Genomic DNA, 15,608 nt, shown 5'->3' with positions numbered 1-15,608 from the left:
GGTCACGTCGCGGCTATACCGGTTGCTTCAAGCCCAGATGATCGCGCAGTGTGCGGCCCTCATACTCCCTGCGAAACAGGCCGCGCCGCTGCAGCTCCGGCACAACTAGGGTGGCGAAGGCATCGAGTTCGCCGGGGAAATATGACGGCATGACGTTGAAGCCGTCCGCCGCACCGCCCTCGAACCGGGCCTGGAGTTCGTCTGCGATCTGCACCGTGGTCCCGACGATGCGCCAATGGCCGCGTGCGCCGGCGAAATGGCGGGCAAGCTGGCGGATGGAAAGGCCGTCGCGGCGCGATTGCTCGATGACCAGGGCCTGCCGGCTTTTCATGCCTTCGCTCTCCGGCAATTCGGGCAGCGGCCCGTCGAGCGGATAGCGCCGAAGATCGGAGATGCTGAGATAGCTGGACAGCAGCGCTACGCCGACGTCATCGGGGATCAGCTCCTGCAGCTCCTCGTATTTCGCCCGCGCTTCCGCTTCGGTTTCCGCCACCACCGGGGCGACGCCGGGCATGATCTTGATGTCGTCCGGTTCGCGTCCATAGGCCGCCAGACGGCCCTTGAGATCGTCGTAGAAAGCCTTCGCTTCCGCGAAAGTCTGCGCGGCGGTGAACACCACATCGGCGGTGCGAGCGGCGAGATCGCGGCCGACATCCGAGGCGCCGGCCTGAACCATGACCGGGGCGCCCTGCGGCGAACGCGGCAAATCGAGTGGATCGCACACCGAAAAGCTCTGGCCGTCATGGCCGGAGGCGCCGAGCTTGCCGTGCCAAAGCCTGGTGACGACTTCGGCGAATTCTCGTGCCCGTTCATAACGATCGGCGTGGGGTCTGAGACCCGTTGCGCCGAAGTTGGCGGCCTCGATCGGGCTGGCCGACGTGACCAGGTTCCAGCCGGCGCGCCCGCCGCTCAGCTGGTCGAGCGAAAGGAAGGTTCGTGCCAGCCCGTAAGGCTCGTTGTAGCTGGTCGAAGCCGTGGAGACGAGGCCGATGCGGCTGGTCTGGACAGCGAGTGCGGAAAGCAGGCTGATCGGCTCGAAGCCGATCGAACGCGAGGTCTGGCTGGCGATGCTGACATCGGCTTCGCGCAGGCCGGCCGCATCCTCGCAGAACAACAGGTCGAATTTCGCCGCTTCCGCCGTGCGCGCCAGCGCGACGTAATGATCGATGTCGATCCCGGCCTTCACATGGGCCTGGGGATGCCGCCAGGCGGCGATATGGTGGCCCGTCGCCCACAGAAAGACGCCGAGCTTCATCTGGCGCGCGGTCATCGGTCGCCTCCGCCGCTGAGTCCCAGATGCGAGCGCAGCGTTGTGCCCCCATGGCTCTGTCGAATCACGCCGCGCCGCCGCAGCTCCGGCAGAACGCGATTGGTGAAATCGTCGAGCGCTGAAATGTGCGCGGACAGCCGGATGTTGAATCCGTCGCAATTGTTCGCCCGGAATTCTTCCTCCATCCTGTCGGCCAGCCCGGCGACGCCGTTGGCGGCGAGGGATATGTCAGCCAATATTCTCACGGCATCCGGTTCGCGCCCGGACGCGGAAACGCGGCGCCTGAATTCGTCATGGCGTGCCCTGCGCCGCGCTGCCTGCCTTTCGTCCAGCAGGATGACATCGGCTGTGCGCGCGGCAATGTCGAGGTCGCCTGCCGCCAGGCCGGACAGGACCAGAACCGGCGTATCCTGCGGCGAGCGCGCCACGTTCAGCGGTCCGCGCACGGCGAAGAATTCGCCCTTGTGGTCGAGTTGGTGCATTTTTCCGGGATCGTGAAAGCGGCCGCTGTCTTTGTCGAACAACAGCGCGTCCGCCTCCCAGCCATTCCACAAGCCCTGGACGATGCCGATGTATTCCTCGGAGCGGCGGCGAAACTCGTCGCTGGAAAATCCATCCGGCCGGCTGAAATTGGCCGCCTCGCTCGGCGCCTGCGCCATCGTTGCGTTCCATCCGGCGCGACCGTGGCTGATGATATCGAGCGAGGCGAACCGGCGCGCCAGATTGTAGGGCTGGTGGGCAACCATCGACGCGGTGGCGACCAGCCCGATCCTGCTCGTCACGGTCGCCAGTGCGGCAAGCAGGGTCGTCGCTTCGAACGGGTTGCCCGACCCGGCCCTGCCCGGCGGCGCATCGTCGAGAACAATCATGTCCAGCCCGGCCGCTTCCGCCCGCTGCGCGAAGCCGGCCAAGTCGCTGAAGGTGAGCGCGCCGGCCTGCCCGGCCGTGGAGGCAATGTTGAGCGAAACGGTGAGATGCATTGTGGCTAGCTCGTCAGTCGGCGCAAAGCCCATCGGCCATGAGGCGGCATCCGCGAACCTAAGTTCGCCTTCGCGCAAGGCAACCCTTGCGACTGGGCCAGGAGCCGCTCACTTGCCGACCAGTATGTCCTTGATCAGCCGCTGGCAGCGCTCGGCCATGAAATCCAGCAGCAGGCGCACCTTCGGGTCCTGCAGCTTCTTGTGCGGATAGACGGCGGCGAACTGCACCGGCGTCGGCGGCGTGCCGGCCAGGATGATCCTCAGCCGCCGGTCGCGGATGAACGGCTCGACCTCGAAGCGCGGCTTGTTGATGATGCCGCGCCCCGACAGCGCCCAGCCGGTCAGCACGTCGCCATCGTCCGTATCATAGGGCCCGTGCACCTCGAATTTCTGCGGTCCGTTCGGCGTCTGCAAGGTCCAGACATATTCGCGCGCGCCGGAATAGCGCAGCATCAGGCAATCGTGCTTCCTGCTGATCAGTTCCTGCGGCTCGGCCGGCTCTCCGCGCGCCTCCAGATATTTGGGTGCCGCCACCAGCACCCGCTCGCATTCCATGATGCCGCGCATCCTGAGGCTGGAATCTTCGATGATACCGAGTCGGAAGGCGACGTCGATGCCCTCTTTCATGATATCGACATTGTGATCCGAGAGCCTCAGCCGCACTTCGATATCAGGATATTTGTCGTGGAAATCGGGAATACCCGAGGCGACCAGGCGGCGGCCGAGGCCGAGCGGCGCGGTCACGCGGATGGTGCCGCGCGGCTGACCGGAAAGGGCCGAAACCGCGGCCTCCGCCTCGGTGATCGCTTCCAGCACCTGCTTGGCGCCGGTGTAGAACACCGTGCCATGCTCGGTCGGCATCAATTGTCGTGTCGTGCGGTTGAACAGCCGCACACCAAGGTGCTTCTCCAGCTCCTTGATTCGGTTGGAAGCAACCGCCGGCGAAATGCGCATGTCGCGCCCGGCCGCCGACAGATTGCCGAGCTCGACCACGCGGACGAAGACGGCGATGTTGTCGAGATAGGCCATGCGGTTCAGGGGCTTTCAATCAAGCTGTGTGCGAGCAACCTAGTATTTTCCAATTTTTTTTGAAAGTCATCGCACACCTCGCCTCTTTCCGTTTGCGCGCCACACCGTAAAGTCGCTTCATCGGCAGGGACGACTTCAATGATGGATTTCGCTATTTTCTGGGACTGGCTGAGCTTTGCCGTGCGCTGGCTGCACGTCATCACCGGCATCGCCTGGATCGGCTCGTCCTTCTATTTCGTCGCGCTTGATCTCGGTTTGCGCCAGCGACCGGGCATGCCTGTCGGCGCCTTCGGCGAGGAGTGGCAGGTGCATGGCGGCGGCTTCTATCACATCCAGAAATACCTGGTCGCGCCGGCCGAGATGCCGGAACACCTCACCTGGTTCAAATGGGAATCCTACGCCACCTGGCTGTCCGGCTTCGCCATGCTGTGCGTGGTCTACTATGCCGGGGCCGACCTGTTCCTGATCGATCCCAACGTGCTGCCGATGTCTGTGCCGGTCGGGATCGTCCTGTCGATGGCGACGATCGGCGTCGGCTGGGTGGTTTATGACCTGCTCTGCCGTTCGCCGCTGGGCAAAAGCGATACAGGCCTGATGCTGGTGCTCTACTGCGTGCTGGTGTTCATCGCCTGGGGACTGACCCATCTGTTCACCGGCCGCGCCGCTTTCCTGCATCTGGGCGCCATCACCGCCACGATCATGTCGGCCAATGTCTTCATGGTCATCATCCCCAACCAGAAGATCGTCGTTGCCGACCTCATCGCCGGCCGCAAGCCGGATCCGAAATACGGCAAGATCGCCAAGCAGCGCTCGCTCCACAACAATTACCTGACGCTGCCGGTGCTGTTTCTGATGCTGTCGAACCATTACCCGCTGGCGTTCGGCACTGAGTTCAACTGGATCATCGCCTCCCTGGTGTTCATCATCGGCGTGTTGATCCGCCACTACTTCAACACCGTGCACAAGCGCGCCGGCAACCCGCACTGGACCTGGCTGGGCGCCCTTGTCCTGTTCCTCATCATCGTCTGGTTGTCCACCGTGCCGAAGGTGTTGACCGGCGAACCGAAGGCGTCCGCCTCGGCGCAAGTCTATATCGCTTCGGCCCATTTCCCGGCCGTGCGCGACACCGTGCTCGGCCGCTGCTCGATGTGCCATTCACAGGAGCCGGTCTACGAGGGCATCTACCATGCGCCCAAGGGCGTGATGCTGGATACAGACGCCGGCATCGCCGAGCATGCCCGCGAGATCTATCTGCAGGCCGGCCGCAGCCATGCCATGCCGCCCGCCAATGTCAGCCAGATCACCGACAAGGAGCGGGCGCTGCTGGTGGCCTGGTTCGAAGGCGCGGGGAAATAAGCATGACATCGACACTTCTGCGTGGCCGCACGCTGTCCTTCGTGCGCTGGCCTGAAAGCATCGATGATCATTCCGCCTGGCGCTACGAGGAGGATGGCGGCCTGCTGATCCACGACGGCGGGATCGTCGCTGCGGGCGCTTACGTCGATGTTGAAAGGAAGGCAGGCGAGACAACGAGAAGGATTGATCACCGGCCGCATCTGCTGCTTCCGGGCTTCATCGATGCCCATGTGCATTTCCCGCAGATGCAGATCATCGCCTCCTACGGCGCGGAACTGCTCGATTGGCTGAACGCCTACACTTTCCCGGAGGAGACGAAGTTCGCCAATGCGCAGCATGGCCGGCGCGTCGCGCGGCTATTCCTCGACGAGATGGTGCGCCACGGCACCACGACGGTTGCCGCCTACTGTTCCGTGCACAAGGCCTCCGCAGAAGCTTTCTTCGCCGAGTCGCATGACCGCAACATGCTCAACATCGCCGGCAAGGTGATGATGGACCGCAACGCGCCCGATGGCGTGCTCGACACGCCGCAATCGGGCTATGACGACAGCAAGGCGCTGATCAAGGAGTGGCACGGCAAGGGCCGGCAGCTTTATGCCATCACCCCTCGCTTCGCGATCACCTCGTCGCCGGAGCAGATGGAGATGGCCGGCGCGCTATGCCGCGAATACCCCGACCTGCACATCCAGACGCATCTGTCGGAAAACCATGCCGAGATCGCCTTCACGCAGGAGCTTTATCCGTGGTCGCGCGATTACACCGACGTCTATGAGCATTACGGGCTGTTGGGTAGAAAGAGCCTGCTCGGCCATTGCATCCATCTGTCGGAGCGGGAAGCGGACGCGCTTTCGGACAGCGGCTCCGTAGCCGTGTTCTGCCCGACCTCGAACCTTTTCCTCGGCTCCGGCCTGTTCGATTATCAGCGCTACCGCACCCGCGATAAAGCCCTCCGCATCGCCGCCGCCACCGATGTCGGTGGCGGCACCAACTATTCCATGCTGCGCACCATGGACGAGGGCTACAAGGTGATCGCGCTGAACGGCGAGAAGCTGAACCCGTTCCAGTCCTTCTGGCAGGTCACGCGCGGCAACGCCGAGGCGCTGTCGGTGGCGCAAAGGATCGGCACGCTGGAGGAAGGCACCGATGCCGATATCGTCGTGCTGGACGCCAGGGCGACGTCGTCGATGCGGCTCAGGATGGAGACCGTCGAGACGCTGGCGCAGGAACTCTTTCTCTTGCAGACGCTGGGCGATGATCGCGCCGTGCGCGAGGTCTATGTGGCGGGTCGGCCGGCAAAAACCGATTTGGCAATTTAGAACGTGACGGCGCGTTCCTTGCTTGACCCGGGCTTGACCCAGCGGCAACCATCCGTCAAAGCGTGCGGCGACGTTGAGAGGGGAACGACATGGCCGTTGCCGAAGACATCGCTCTGATCAAGAGACAGGAGGAAGTCCTTGTCTTTCCCGCCTTCGACGAGGCAGTCGCGTTCAGTGTCGGGTCCGCGATCCGCGACAGGGCGCTCACCGAGAATCTCCCGGTCATAGTCGACATCAGGACCTTCGACCGGCCGCTGTTCTACGCCGCCATGCCGGGCTCGAACGCTTCCAATCCCGACTGGGCGCGGCGCAAGATCAACGTCGTCAAGCGGTTCCTGAAAAGCACTTACCGCATGGTGCTGGAACAGCAGCGCCCCGACCGCACTTTCAAGATCGGCGAGGGCCTGGATATTGCTGACTACGTGCTGGCCGGCGGCGGCTTTCCCGTCACGGTCAAGGGTGTCGGGGTCATCGGCGTCATCGCCGTCTCCGGGTTGCCGGAGCGCGAGGATCACGGCGTGGTGGTCGATGCGCTGTGTAATCATTTGGGCCTCGACAAGCGCGAACTGGTATTGCCGCCGGAAGAAAAATCGTGACATCGGCGCCGCCCCTCATCCGCCTGCCCGTCCTTCGCAGCAGCTGCGCTGTAGCTGCTGCGGGTGGAAGTGAAACGCTCCACCGCTGGCTATCCCCCTATGCCCGTTCTTCACGGGGAGAGGGTCGGGGTGAGGCGCAACGTCAGCTCTGCAAGAATGCGCGAAACGCTGCTGGCTGCCGGATATGACCATTCTCGATCCCAAATCCTTCCTCACCTCCATCTTCAACGCCGCCGTCGCCGCCGCCGATCCGGAAAAGACCATCCGCTATCATTTGCCGGTCAGGCCCAAGGGCCGCACCATCGTGATCGGCGCCGGCAAAGGCTCGGCGCAGATGGCGGCGGCCTTCGAGAAAGCATGGGACGGCCCGCTCGAAGGACTGGTCGTCACCCGCTACGGCTATGACGCGAAATGTGAGCGCATTGAGATCATCGAGGCGGCGCATCCGGTGCCGGACGCCGCCGGGCTCGAGGCTTCGCGGCGGCTGCTCGGGAAGGTGCAAGGGCTGACCGCCGACGATCTGGTGGTGGCGCTGATTTCCGGCGGCGGTTCGGCGCTGCTGCCGTCACCGGCAACCGGCCTGACATTGGCCGACGAGATCGCCGTCAACGAGGCGCTGCTGGCGTCGGGCGCGCCGATCGCGGCGATGAACACCATCCGCAAGCATCTTTCCACCATCAAGGGAGGCCGGCTGGCCGCCGCCGCCTGGCCGGCCAAAATGGTGTCGCTGGTTGTCTCCGATATTCCCGGTGACAATCCGGCGCTGGTCGCATCCGGCCCGACCGTTCCCGACACCGGCAGCCGGGCGGATGCGCTGGCGTCGATATCAGCCTACGGCATGAACCTGCCGGCCTCGGTCATGGCGCATATCAATTCACCGGCCGCCGATGCACCAATTCCCGGGGATGAGCGCTTTTCGCGCAACGAGGTGCATCTGATCGCCTCCGCCGGCGTGTCGCTCGAAGCAGCCGCAGCGGAAGCGAGCCGACAGGGCATGGAAGCTGTCATTCTCTCGGATGCCATCGAAGGCGAAGCCCGCGAGGTGGGCGGGGTTCACGCGGCCATCGCGCGCGAAGTAGCGACACGCAATCGGCCTTTCTCAAAGCCGGTGCTGATCCTGTCCGGCGGCGAGACCACGGTGACGCTGCGTGCCAAGGGGAAAGGCGGCCGCAACTCCGAATTCCTGCTCGCCTTCGCCATCGGCATCAATGATGTGAAGGGCATTCACGCCCTGGCCGCCGACACCGACGGCATCGACGGCTCGGAGGACAATGCCGGCGCCTTCGCCGATGGTTCCACGGTCGCGCGCATGCGCGCGGCCGGCATCGACGCCAAGGCGATGCTGGCAGGCAACAATGCCTGGACGGCTTTCAACGCGGTCGGCGATCTGTTCGTGCCCGGTCCGACCGGCACCAATGTCAACGATCTCAGGGCCATCCTGATTCGCTAATCGTTTGGATCAGGCAGCCATCAGCCGCTTCACCTGCTTCATGTCGTCAAGGAACCGTTCTCGCTCGGCCTCCTTGTCCGCACGGTCACGGATGCGCAGGATGAAGGATGGATGGATGGTGATGAACACACGCATGCCATCTTCCCGCTCGATCGCCTGGCCGCGCATCTTCGTCACCGGAACCGCCTTGCCGAGCAGCGACAATGCCGCCGTTGCGCCAAGCGCCACGGCAAGGTTCGGTTTGATCAGTCCGAATTCCTGGTCGAGCCACCAGCGGCACGCCTGAATCTCGCCGGCGTTCGGCTTGGAATGAATGCGACGCTTGCCGCGCGGCTCGAACTTGAAGTGCTTGACCGCATTGGTGACGTAGACTTTCTGGCGGTCGACCCCGGCGTCGTCCAGTATGGCGTCGAACACCCTGCCGGCCGGGCCAACGAAGGGAGCGCCGGCGAGATCTTCCTGATCGCCGGGCTGCTCGCCGACGAAAATCACCTTGGCGCCGTCAGGCCCTTCGCCGAACACGGTCTGCGTCGCATCGCGCCACAGCGGGCAGCGGTGGCAAGCCTTCGCTACCTCACGCAGCTCCGAGATCGAGGTGACATCTGGCAGTGGCTCGTCGGACGGCCCGGAAATGCGCCTGGCCGGCCTCTTCGCTTCATGCGTTTGGCCTGTGGTCGCCATCATCCTGTCCTGTCGGTTCTGACACTGAAATGGACGGGAAGGGCGATGGTTCCTCCGAGGGCTCAGACCTCGTGCAGATAGAGGTGATAGTCCAGCTCGCTGACCGTGCGCGCCACGCGCAGGTATTCGGACTGCTTGATCGCCACGAAGGTGCGGTGCAGGTCTTCGCCAAGCGCGCCTTTGAGGAAGCTGGACGCTCTGGCCCCCTCGATCGCCGCGCGCCAGTCGACCGGCATGGTCGTGCGCGTCACCGCCGCCTCATAGCCGTTTCCGGTCGTCTCGGGGCCGGGGTCGAGGCCTTCGTCGAGCCCTTTGACGATGCCGGCAAGCACGGTTGCCGCGATCAGATAGGGGTTGGCGTCGACGCCCGACGGCCGATGCTCGATGCGCCGGTTCCTGGCGTCGCCCGCCGGCACGCGCAGCGCCACCGACCGGTTGTTGACGCCCCAGGTCGGCGCCACCGGTGCATAGGATTGGGAGACGAAGCGCCGCCAGGAATTGGCGTGCGGCGCAAACACCAGCATCGATTCCGCCATGGTCTGGATCAGGCCGCCCAGCCCGCGCAGCAGTGGCAGCGACCAACTCTCGCCACCGGCCTCCGAAAAAACGTTTCGGCTAGCCTTGTCCTGCAGCGAGACGTGGAAATGCATGCCGGAGCCGGCATATTTCTCGATCGGTTTGGCCATGAAGCAAGCGGTGACGCCATGGCGGCGCGCCTGCGCCCGAACCAGCCGTTTCAGCATGACGAGGTCGTCGGCCGCCCGCATCACATCCTTGCGGTAGTTCAGCGTCAATTCGTACTGGCCGGGCGCATATTCGGAAATCACGGTCTCGGCCGGAATGCCCTGTGCCTTGGCCGCGGCATAGATGTCGGTAAACAGCGGCTCCATGCCGTGCAGATGGTCGACCGAGTAGACCTCGGTCTTGCCCGAGACGCGGCCATCCAGCACGGCGTGCGCCGGCTGCACCTTGCCGTCGCTGTCGCGCTCATTGGCGAGGAGAAAAAATTCGAGCTCGAAGGCGCCGGCCGGGTACAGCCCCTTGGACGCCAATATGTCGACCTGCCTTGCCAGCGCCAGCCGCGGGTCCGATGACATCGGCGCGCCGTCGAGATGATACATCGCCATCAGCACCTGGCCGCGCGGCGGGTTGGTCCCGTGGAGCGGCACCAGCGTGCCAGGAATCGGCCAGGCGCGCAGATCGCCGTCGCCGGTGGTCCAGATCAGCCCGGTCTCGTGCACGTCCTCGCCGGTGATGTCGAGGCCGAGGATCGAGATCGGCATGTGCCGGCCGCCTTCGAAGATGGCTTTCAGCTCGTGCCGGCGCACGATCTTGCCACGGCCGACGCCGTTGGCATCGGTCAGCACGATATCGAAGGCTTCGATCTCAGGATGGGCGTCGAGAAAGGCCTGCGCCTCGGTGGGCGTCGAGCCCGAAGGTGAAGTCATGATGGAGCCCGGCCTGGCTTGCGCGCCTGTCTGTTGGGTGGCTTGTCTCATGCCGCAAGCTCCGCCGCAACTGCGCCGAAGGCGGTGATCAGCCGGTTGACCTGGGCGCCAGTGGTCGCCGGAGAGATCAGCATCATATTGTGGAAGGGCGCGATAAGCACGCCGCGATTGACCAGCGCGACATGGATGGCGGCTTCGAGTTCCGGCGCGTGCGCGGCCTCCGCCTCCGCCCCATTGCGCAGCGGGCCCGGCGCGCAGATGAATTCGACGCGGGCGCCGACGCGGGCGACATGCCATGGCAGGCGGTAGCGGTCGATGACCGTGGTCAGCCCGGCATCGAGCCGCCGCGCCAGATGATCCATGCGGTCGTAGTTCTCGGCCGTCATCACTTCTTCGAGCGCGGCGCGCATCGCGGCAAACTGCAGAGGATTGGCCGAGAGCGTCGTGCCCATGCCGGAATAACCCGGCTCTTTCGTCCTGTTGTAGTCGGCGTAGCGCGAGGCGACCTCTTCGCTCATGCCCCATACGCTTGCCGGTACACCACCGGCGATCGGCTTGCCTAGCACGAACAGGTCCGGCTCCAGCCCGTATTTCGCGGAATAGCCGCCCGGTCCGGTCGAGATCGTATGCGTCTCGTCGATCAGAAGCAGCGTGCCGGCCGCGCGGGTCAGCTTTCGCAGCGCCTCGTGGAAACCGGGATCGGCCAGCACCATGCAGGAATTGGTCAGCACCGGTTCGGCGATGACGCAGGCGACATCCTTGTCCCTGAGCGCTGCCTCCAGCGCGGCAACGTCGTTGAACTCGATGACCTTGGCCGTGCGGGTCAGGTCGCGGAATTCTCCGGCCAATCCGGGCCGGTTGGCCGGCTTGCCGTCGATCAGCCGCACCATCGTCTCGTCGACAGAGCCGTGATAACAGCCGTTGAAAACCAATATCTTTTCTCGCCCGGTGACGGCGCGGGCAACGCGCAGCGCGAAGCGGTTGGCATCGGTCGCCGTCGTGGCGATCTGCCAGAACGGCAGGCCGAAGCGCTGTTGCAGCAGCGGTCCAATGGCGAGCGCATCTTCCGAAGGCAGCATGTATGTCAGGCCGCGTCCGGCCTGCCGGCGGATGGCGCGCGCTATCGCCGGCGGCGAATGGCCGAACATCGATCCGGTGTCGCCGAGGCAGAAATCGTCGAGCCTGTTGCCGTCGATGTCGGTGATCGTAGCGCCTTTGGCGCTCTCGACCAGGATCGGAAACGGCGTCGGCCAGTCGTTCATCCAGTGCATCGGCACGCCACCGAAGAAGCCGGGCAGGCCGTTGCCGGCCTTGGCCTGCGATTTCGGCCGCGCCTTGCGGAAGCTGGCGCCTTCGGTATCCCGCAATGCGGCAATGCGGTCGCGGCTGACGCCGCCAATGGACGTGTGGGCGCTGTGCATGAAACCCCTCTCTGGCGCAGTAGTGGAGTAGTGGGGTAGGCGCTCAACGGCCCGGATGCTCTAAACCCGCTCCCATATTGCCCTACTCCCCTACTCCCCTAACCCGTGATGTCGATAACGCCGCAGTCGCCGGCGGCACTGCCGAAGGCGATGCGGCGTTCTTCCCTGTCCCACATCATCGAGGTGATGGCGCCCTTGCCGGGGCGACGCAACAGCACTTCCTTGGCGTCGGAAAAACGCACCGCCATCACCATGCCGTCCTCATAGCCGATGGCGACGACATCCTGGCTCGGATGGCAGGCGACTGAGGTCACCATCGCATTGCCGCGCGTACCGAGTTCCAGCGGCGCCTTGCCCATTGGCCCGTCCTTGCCTGAAAACGGCCAGACGATCGCCGCCGGCGCGCCGGAACTCGCCAGCCACTTGCCTTTCACGCTCCATGACAGGCTTTTGACCTTGGCGGGATAGCCGCTCATGCGCATGTGCTTGCCGTCCGCCAGCTTCCAGCCGTGCAACGCGTTTTCCTGCATGGTGGTGACCAGGAAGGCGCCATCCGGCGAGAAGGTGATGCCGGTATGGGCGCCGGCCCATTCGAGCTCCACCGGCTTGCCCTCGGCGGCCGGGAAATGCAGCGTCGCGCCATTGTAGCGCGCGACGCCGAAGCGCATGCCCTTGGGCGAAAATGCCAGCCCCTCGACCGAACGCGGATGGGCGAACTCTTTTGTGTGGCCGTCGGCAAAGCGCACATAGGCGGTCTTGCCTGTAGCGTAGGCGATGGCGCCTTGCGGGCCAGCGGCGACGCTGGTGACCCACTTCTTGCCCGCGCTCGCCAATTCCTTGGCCTCGCCGCCCGCTTTCACCGCAAACACCTTGCCGTCTTCGCCGCCGGTGAGCAGCCGGTCATTGGCGGCATCGTGGAAGGCCGCGAGCAGCCCGTCATTGGCCTGCACCGTCTTGTGGCCATTGTCGAGCCGATGGACGGTGCCGTCGGCCAGCGCGAAATGCGGCACGTCGCGGAGGAAGGCGGCGGCAAGGCAATGGCCTTCGAGATCAAGCGGGGCGACGGTCGGCATGTAGGACAGGTCCATTCCAGATTGTTGCTGGTCGTCTCGGGAGCCGCCAGCGCGCCAGGCGCGGCCCCACCCTCTCCCGCAAGGGGAGAAGGAAGAGCGGGCAGCGCTACCGCCATAAAGTCCGGAAATCAAGCGGCCTGGCAGGCCTCGAAGCTCTTCCTCAGCCGTTCGGGGTCCAGTTCGCGACCGATGAACACCAGCCGGCTCTCATGCTTCTCGCCGTCTTTCCAGGCGCGCTGGTGGTCGCCCTCGATGATCATGTGCACGCCCTGGATGACGTAGCGCTCGTCGTCGCCCTTCAAGGCGATGATGCCTTTCAGGCGCAGGATGTTCGGCCCCTCCATCTGGGTGACCTTCTCGATCCAGGGGAAGAATTTCTTCGGATCCATCTCGCCTCCCCGCAGCGAAACCGACTGCACCGTCACGTCATGGATGTCGGATGGGTGCGCGTGATGGTCGTGTCCATCGTGGTCATGATCGTGCCCGTCATGATCGTGGTGGTGATGATCGTGGTCGTGGTCATGATCATGATCATGATCATGACCATGGTGGTCGTCATGCGCCTCGAGGAAATGCGGGTCGTTCTCCAGCGCCCTGGACAGGTCGAAGGCGCCGCGGTCGAGCACTTCCGACAGCGCCACGCCGGCGCGGGTGGTGCGATGGATCCTTGCGGCCGGGTTGATGGCGCGGATCGTCGCTTCCACCTTGGCCAGTTCTTCTGGTGTGACGAGGTCGGTCTTGTTGAGCACGACGACGTCGGCGAAGGCGATCTGGTCCTCGGCTTCCTTGGAATCCTTCAGCCTGAGCGGCAGGTGCTTGGCGTCGACCAGCGCCACCACGGCGTCGAGCTTCGTCTTGGAGCGCACGTCGTCGTCCATGAAGAAGGTCTGCGCCACCGGCACCGGATCGGCGAGACCCGTGGTCTCCACCACGATGGCGTCGAAGCGGCCGGGCCGGCGCATCAGGCCCTCAACGACGCGGATCAGGTCGCCGCGCACCGTGCAGCAAACGCAGCCATTGTTCATCTCGTAGATTTCCTCGTCGGACTCCACGATCAGGTCGTTGTCGATGCCGATCTCGCCGAATTCGTTGACGATGACGGCGTAGCGCCTGCCGTGGTTTTCCGACAGGATGCGGTTGAGCAGCGTCGTCTTGCCGGCGCCGAGATAGCCGGTCAGAACGGTTACGGGGATCTGCGTCTGTGCGTCGCTCATGGCTTGCCTCGAATGGATGGGCCTTGAAAGATTTCGGCGGCCTCGAAAGGGATTGTCGGCTCCATATAGGATGCGCGGCGGGCTTTTGCACGAGGTAAACCGCGAATGGCTGCGGTCCAATCCCTAGGTCAGCGTCTCGTCGAACTAGGCGGCTGGCGGCGCCCTGCAGGCCATGCGGTATCGGTGCGCAAAAAGAGCCTGTGGACGACCACGGCCGGCCGATCCACCGCAATCGCTTTCGCGAAAAGTCGTTTGTCATCTAACTGAAATAATCATCTGGCATTAGCCACGGCGGGTACCGCAATGCTTGCCGGCAAAGCTGTTTCAGGCGCCGGAATCTTTTTTGATCGTCGATTGCCAACCGGCCGGCTGCGTCTATGCTGCCCGCACCGGTATGGCCGAAGAGGGATGACCATGGCCAAGGCGGACAAGACTGCGACAATGAGCCGGCTGCATTCGGCGGCAAGGCTGGCAAGAACAGCGCTTGCGGCACGGCTGCTGGCGCATGGCTTCTATGCCGGCCAGGACCAGATCATGCTGGCGCTCGACCGCGAGGACGGCCAGACCCCGGGCAATCTGGCTGGCCGGCTCGGCGTGCGCCCGCCCACCATCACCAAGACCATCAATCGGCTGCAGGCACAGGGTTTTCTGCAAAAGCGCGCCTCCGACGCCGATGCCCGCCAGGCGCATATCTTTCTCACCGACACCGGTCGCGAGACCATCCGCGCCATCGAAAAGTCGGTGAAGAAGACCGAAAAGCAGGCGCTGAAGGGCCTCGACAAGAAGGACCAGAAGGCACTGTTCAAATTTCTTGCCCGCATCGAGGCCAATCTTTCGAACGAAGACCTGGCCTTGATCGACGACGACGCCGAGTCGGACGACTGACCGCCGGTTGCGGTGATCAGGCCACCGCGGCGGACCCACGGATCAGCGAAGACCAGCGTCCCGGCGTCATGCCGAATGCCTTCTTGAATTGCCTGTTGAAGTGGCTTTGGTCGCTGAAACCGGCTTCGGCCGCGATCTGTGCCAGCGGCTCGCCGGCGGCGATCATGCGCCGCGCGCGCTGAAGCCGGCGCATCAAAAGGAAACGATGCGGGCTGGTGGAGAAAGCGGCGCGGAAATGCCTGGACAAGGCATAGCGGTCGAACCCGGTAACCGCCTCCAACTCGTCGGATCGCACGGGCCGGGCAGAGTTTTCCGTGAGATAGTCGCGCGCCAGAGCGGCCGCCCGCCAGGCCGTTCCCGGCACCGCTCTCGCCGGCTGGCCGGCATGGCGGGCGAGCCCTTGCATAAGTTGCGCCAGGAAGTCGGCGACGAACAACTCGTCGAGTTCCTCCTCCAGTGGACCCAGCGCCGAAAGCAAGGTCGCGCGCAGGCGTTCGTCCGCCACCACGGCTTGCCTGACGAAAGGCAACGATGCGCCGCCGAGGCAGTCCAGCATCAGCGACGGTTCCAGATAGAGGATCCGGTAGCGCAGCCCGTCCTCGGTTCCCGCGCCGCCATCATGCAGTTCGTCGGGATGCAGGACGATGATCTGGCCAGGCAGGCTATGCCGCACCGCACCGCGATAGCGAAAGCTCTGCACGCCTTGCAGCGTCACTCCGATCGCATAGGTGTCGTGGCGATGCAGGTCGAAGGCGCTACCGTGGAATCGCGCCTCGATGCGCTCCATGCCGGCGGGGTCGCGGGCGGGAATGATGCAGTTTTCCGCAGCCTCCGCGCACAAACGTCCAAGACCCTGGAACGCCTGGCTGCCTAGATCGAGCGACATCGC

General features: G+C 64.4%; 14 protein-coding genes. 5 read left to right on the top strand and 9 right to left on the bottom strand.

The annotated features are described in order from the left end of the window. Positions 1-13: 13 nt before the first annotated feature. The 3 genes from FJ953_RS29675 to FJ953_RS29665 form a co-directional block, all read right to left on the bottom strand. Positions 14-1,270 (bottom strand): LLM class flavin-dependent oxidoreductase, encoded by a 1,257-nt coding sequence (locus FJ953_RS29675; protein WP_140625636.1) that lies wholly within the window; start codon positions 1,268-1,270, stop codon positions 14-16. Further along, a complete protein-coding gene (locus tag FJ953_RS29670) occupies positions 1,267-2,250 on the bottom strand; it encodes an LLM class flavin-dependent oxidoreductase (protein WP_140558762.1) in 984 nt (327 codons plus the stop codon). The genes FJ953_RS29675 and FJ953_RS29670 overlap by 4 nt, the downstream gene beginning before the upstream one ends. A 108-nt stretch (positions 2,251-2,358) precedes the next feature. Continuing rightward, a complete protein-coding gene (locus FJ953_RS29665; protein WP_140558761.1) occupies positions 2,359-3,279 on the bottom strand; it encodes a LysR family transcriptional regulator in 921 nt (306 codons plus the stop codon). A 138-nt stretch (positions 3,280-3,417) separates the two neighbouring features. On the opposite strand from FJ953_RS29665, the gene FJ953_RS29660 reads away from it, so the two are divergent. The 4 genes from FJ953_RS29660 to FJ953_RS29645 all read left to right on the top strand — a co-directional run bounded on the left by FJ953_RS29660 (position 3,418) and on the right by FJ953_RS29645 (position 7,997). Next, entirely contained in the window at positions 3,418-4,635 is a 1,218-nt protein-coding gene (locus tag FJ953_RS29660) for a urate hydroxylase PuuD (RefSeq protein ID WP_140501161.1), read from the top strand. Positions 4,636-4,637: 2 nt separating this feature from the next. Further along, positions 4,638-5,951 carry a guanine deaminase gene (gene guaD, locus FJ953_RS29655; RefSeq protein ID WP_140525601.1) on the top strand — a complete coding sequence of 438 codons (1,314 nt, stop codon included), beginning with the start codon at positions 4,638-4,640 and terminating at the stop codon, positions 5,949-5,951. 89 nt (positions 5,952-6,040) lie between these two features. After that, positions 6,041-6,547, top strand: coding sequence for a heme-degrading domain-containing protein (locus tag FJ953_RS29650; protein WP_140580611.1), 507 nt, complete (start codon positions 6,041-6,043; stop codon positions 6,545-6,547). Positions 6,548-6,731: 184 nt separating this feature from the next. Further along, positions 6,732-7,997, top strand: coding sequence for a glycerate kinase (locus tag FJ953_RS29645; RefSeq protein WP_140525599.1), 1,266 nt, complete (start codon positions 6,732-6,734; stop codon positions 7,995-7,997). A 9-nt stretch (positions 7,998-8,006) separates the two neighbouring features. Here FJ953_RS29645 and FJ953_RS29640 read toward each other — a convergent pair whose 3' ends face one another. The 5 genes from FJ953_RS29640 to FJ953_RS29620 form a co-directional block, all read right to left on the bottom strand. Then, on the bottom strand, positions 8,007-8,744 hold the full coding sequence (locus FJ953_RS29640; RefSeq protein WP_224647248.1) for a UdgX family uracil-DNA binding protein: 738 nt from the start codon (positions 8,742-8,744) through the stop codon (positions 8,007-8,009). Then, positions 8,741-10,126 carry a glutamine synthetase family protein gene (locus FJ953_RS29635; protein WP_140525625.1) on the bottom strand — a complete coding sequence of 462 codons (1,386 nt, stop codon included), beginning with the start codon at positions 10,124-10,126 and terminating at the stop codon, positions 8,741-8,743. The genes FJ953_RS29640 and FJ953_RS29635 overlap by 4 nt, the downstream gene beginning before the upstream one ends. Before the next feature lie 47 nt (positions 10,127-10,173). Next, positions 10,174-11,547, bottom strand: a complete 1,374-nt coding sequence (locus tag FJ953_RS29630) for an aspartate aminotransferase family protein (RefSeq protein ID WP_140558757.1) — start codon at positions 11,545-11,547, stop codon at positions 10,174-10,176. A gap of 98 nt (positions 11,548-11,645) precedes the next feature. Next, the gene (locus FJ953_RS29625) at positions 11,646-12,620 is read right to left on the bottom strand and encodes a WD40 repeat domain-containing protein (RefSeq protein WP_140525596.1); all 975 of its coding nucleotides are present in this window, start codon (positions 12,618-12,620) and stop codon (positions 11,646-11,648) included. Positions 12,621-12,748: 128 nt separating this feature from the next. Continuing rightward, the gene (locus FJ953_RS29620; protein WP_140625635.1) at positions 12,749-13,834 is read right to left on the bottom strand and encodes a GTP-binding protein; all 1,086 of its coding nucleotides are present in this window, start codon (positions 13,832-13,834) and stop codon (positions 12,749-12,751) included. A gap of 414 nt (positions 13,835-14,248) precedes the next feature. On the opposite strand from FJ953_RS29620, the gene FJ953_RS29615 reads away from it, so the two are divergent. Next, the gene (locus FJ953_RS29615) at positions 14,249-14,719 is read left to right on the top strand and encodes a MarR family transcriptional regulator (protein ID WP_140525594.1); all 471 of its coding nucleotides are present in this window, start codon (positions 14,249-14,251) and stop codon (positions 14,717-14,719) included. Between the two features lie 16 nt (positions 14,720-14,735). Here the strand turns inward: FJ953_RS29615 and FJ953_RS29610 are convergent, their stop codons facing one another. Continuing rightward, positions 14,736-15,605 carry an AraC family transcriptional regulator gene (locus FJ953_RS29610; RefSeq protein WP_140525593.1) on the bottom strand — a complete coding sequence of 290 codons (870 nt, stop codon included), beginning with the start codon at positions 15,603-15,605 and terminating at the stop codon, positions 14,736-14,738. Between the last annotated feature and the right edge of the window lie 3 nt (positions 15,606-15,608).

It is taken from the genome of Mesorhizobium sp. B2-3-6 (assembly GCF_006442305.1).
Lineage (GTDB): Bacteria > Pseudomonadota > Alphaproteobacteria > Rhizobiales > Rhizobiaceae > Mesorhizobium.
The sequence above is the reverse complement of the archived record's forward strand: the minus strand, read 5'-3'. Positions and strand labels throughout refer to the sequence as shown.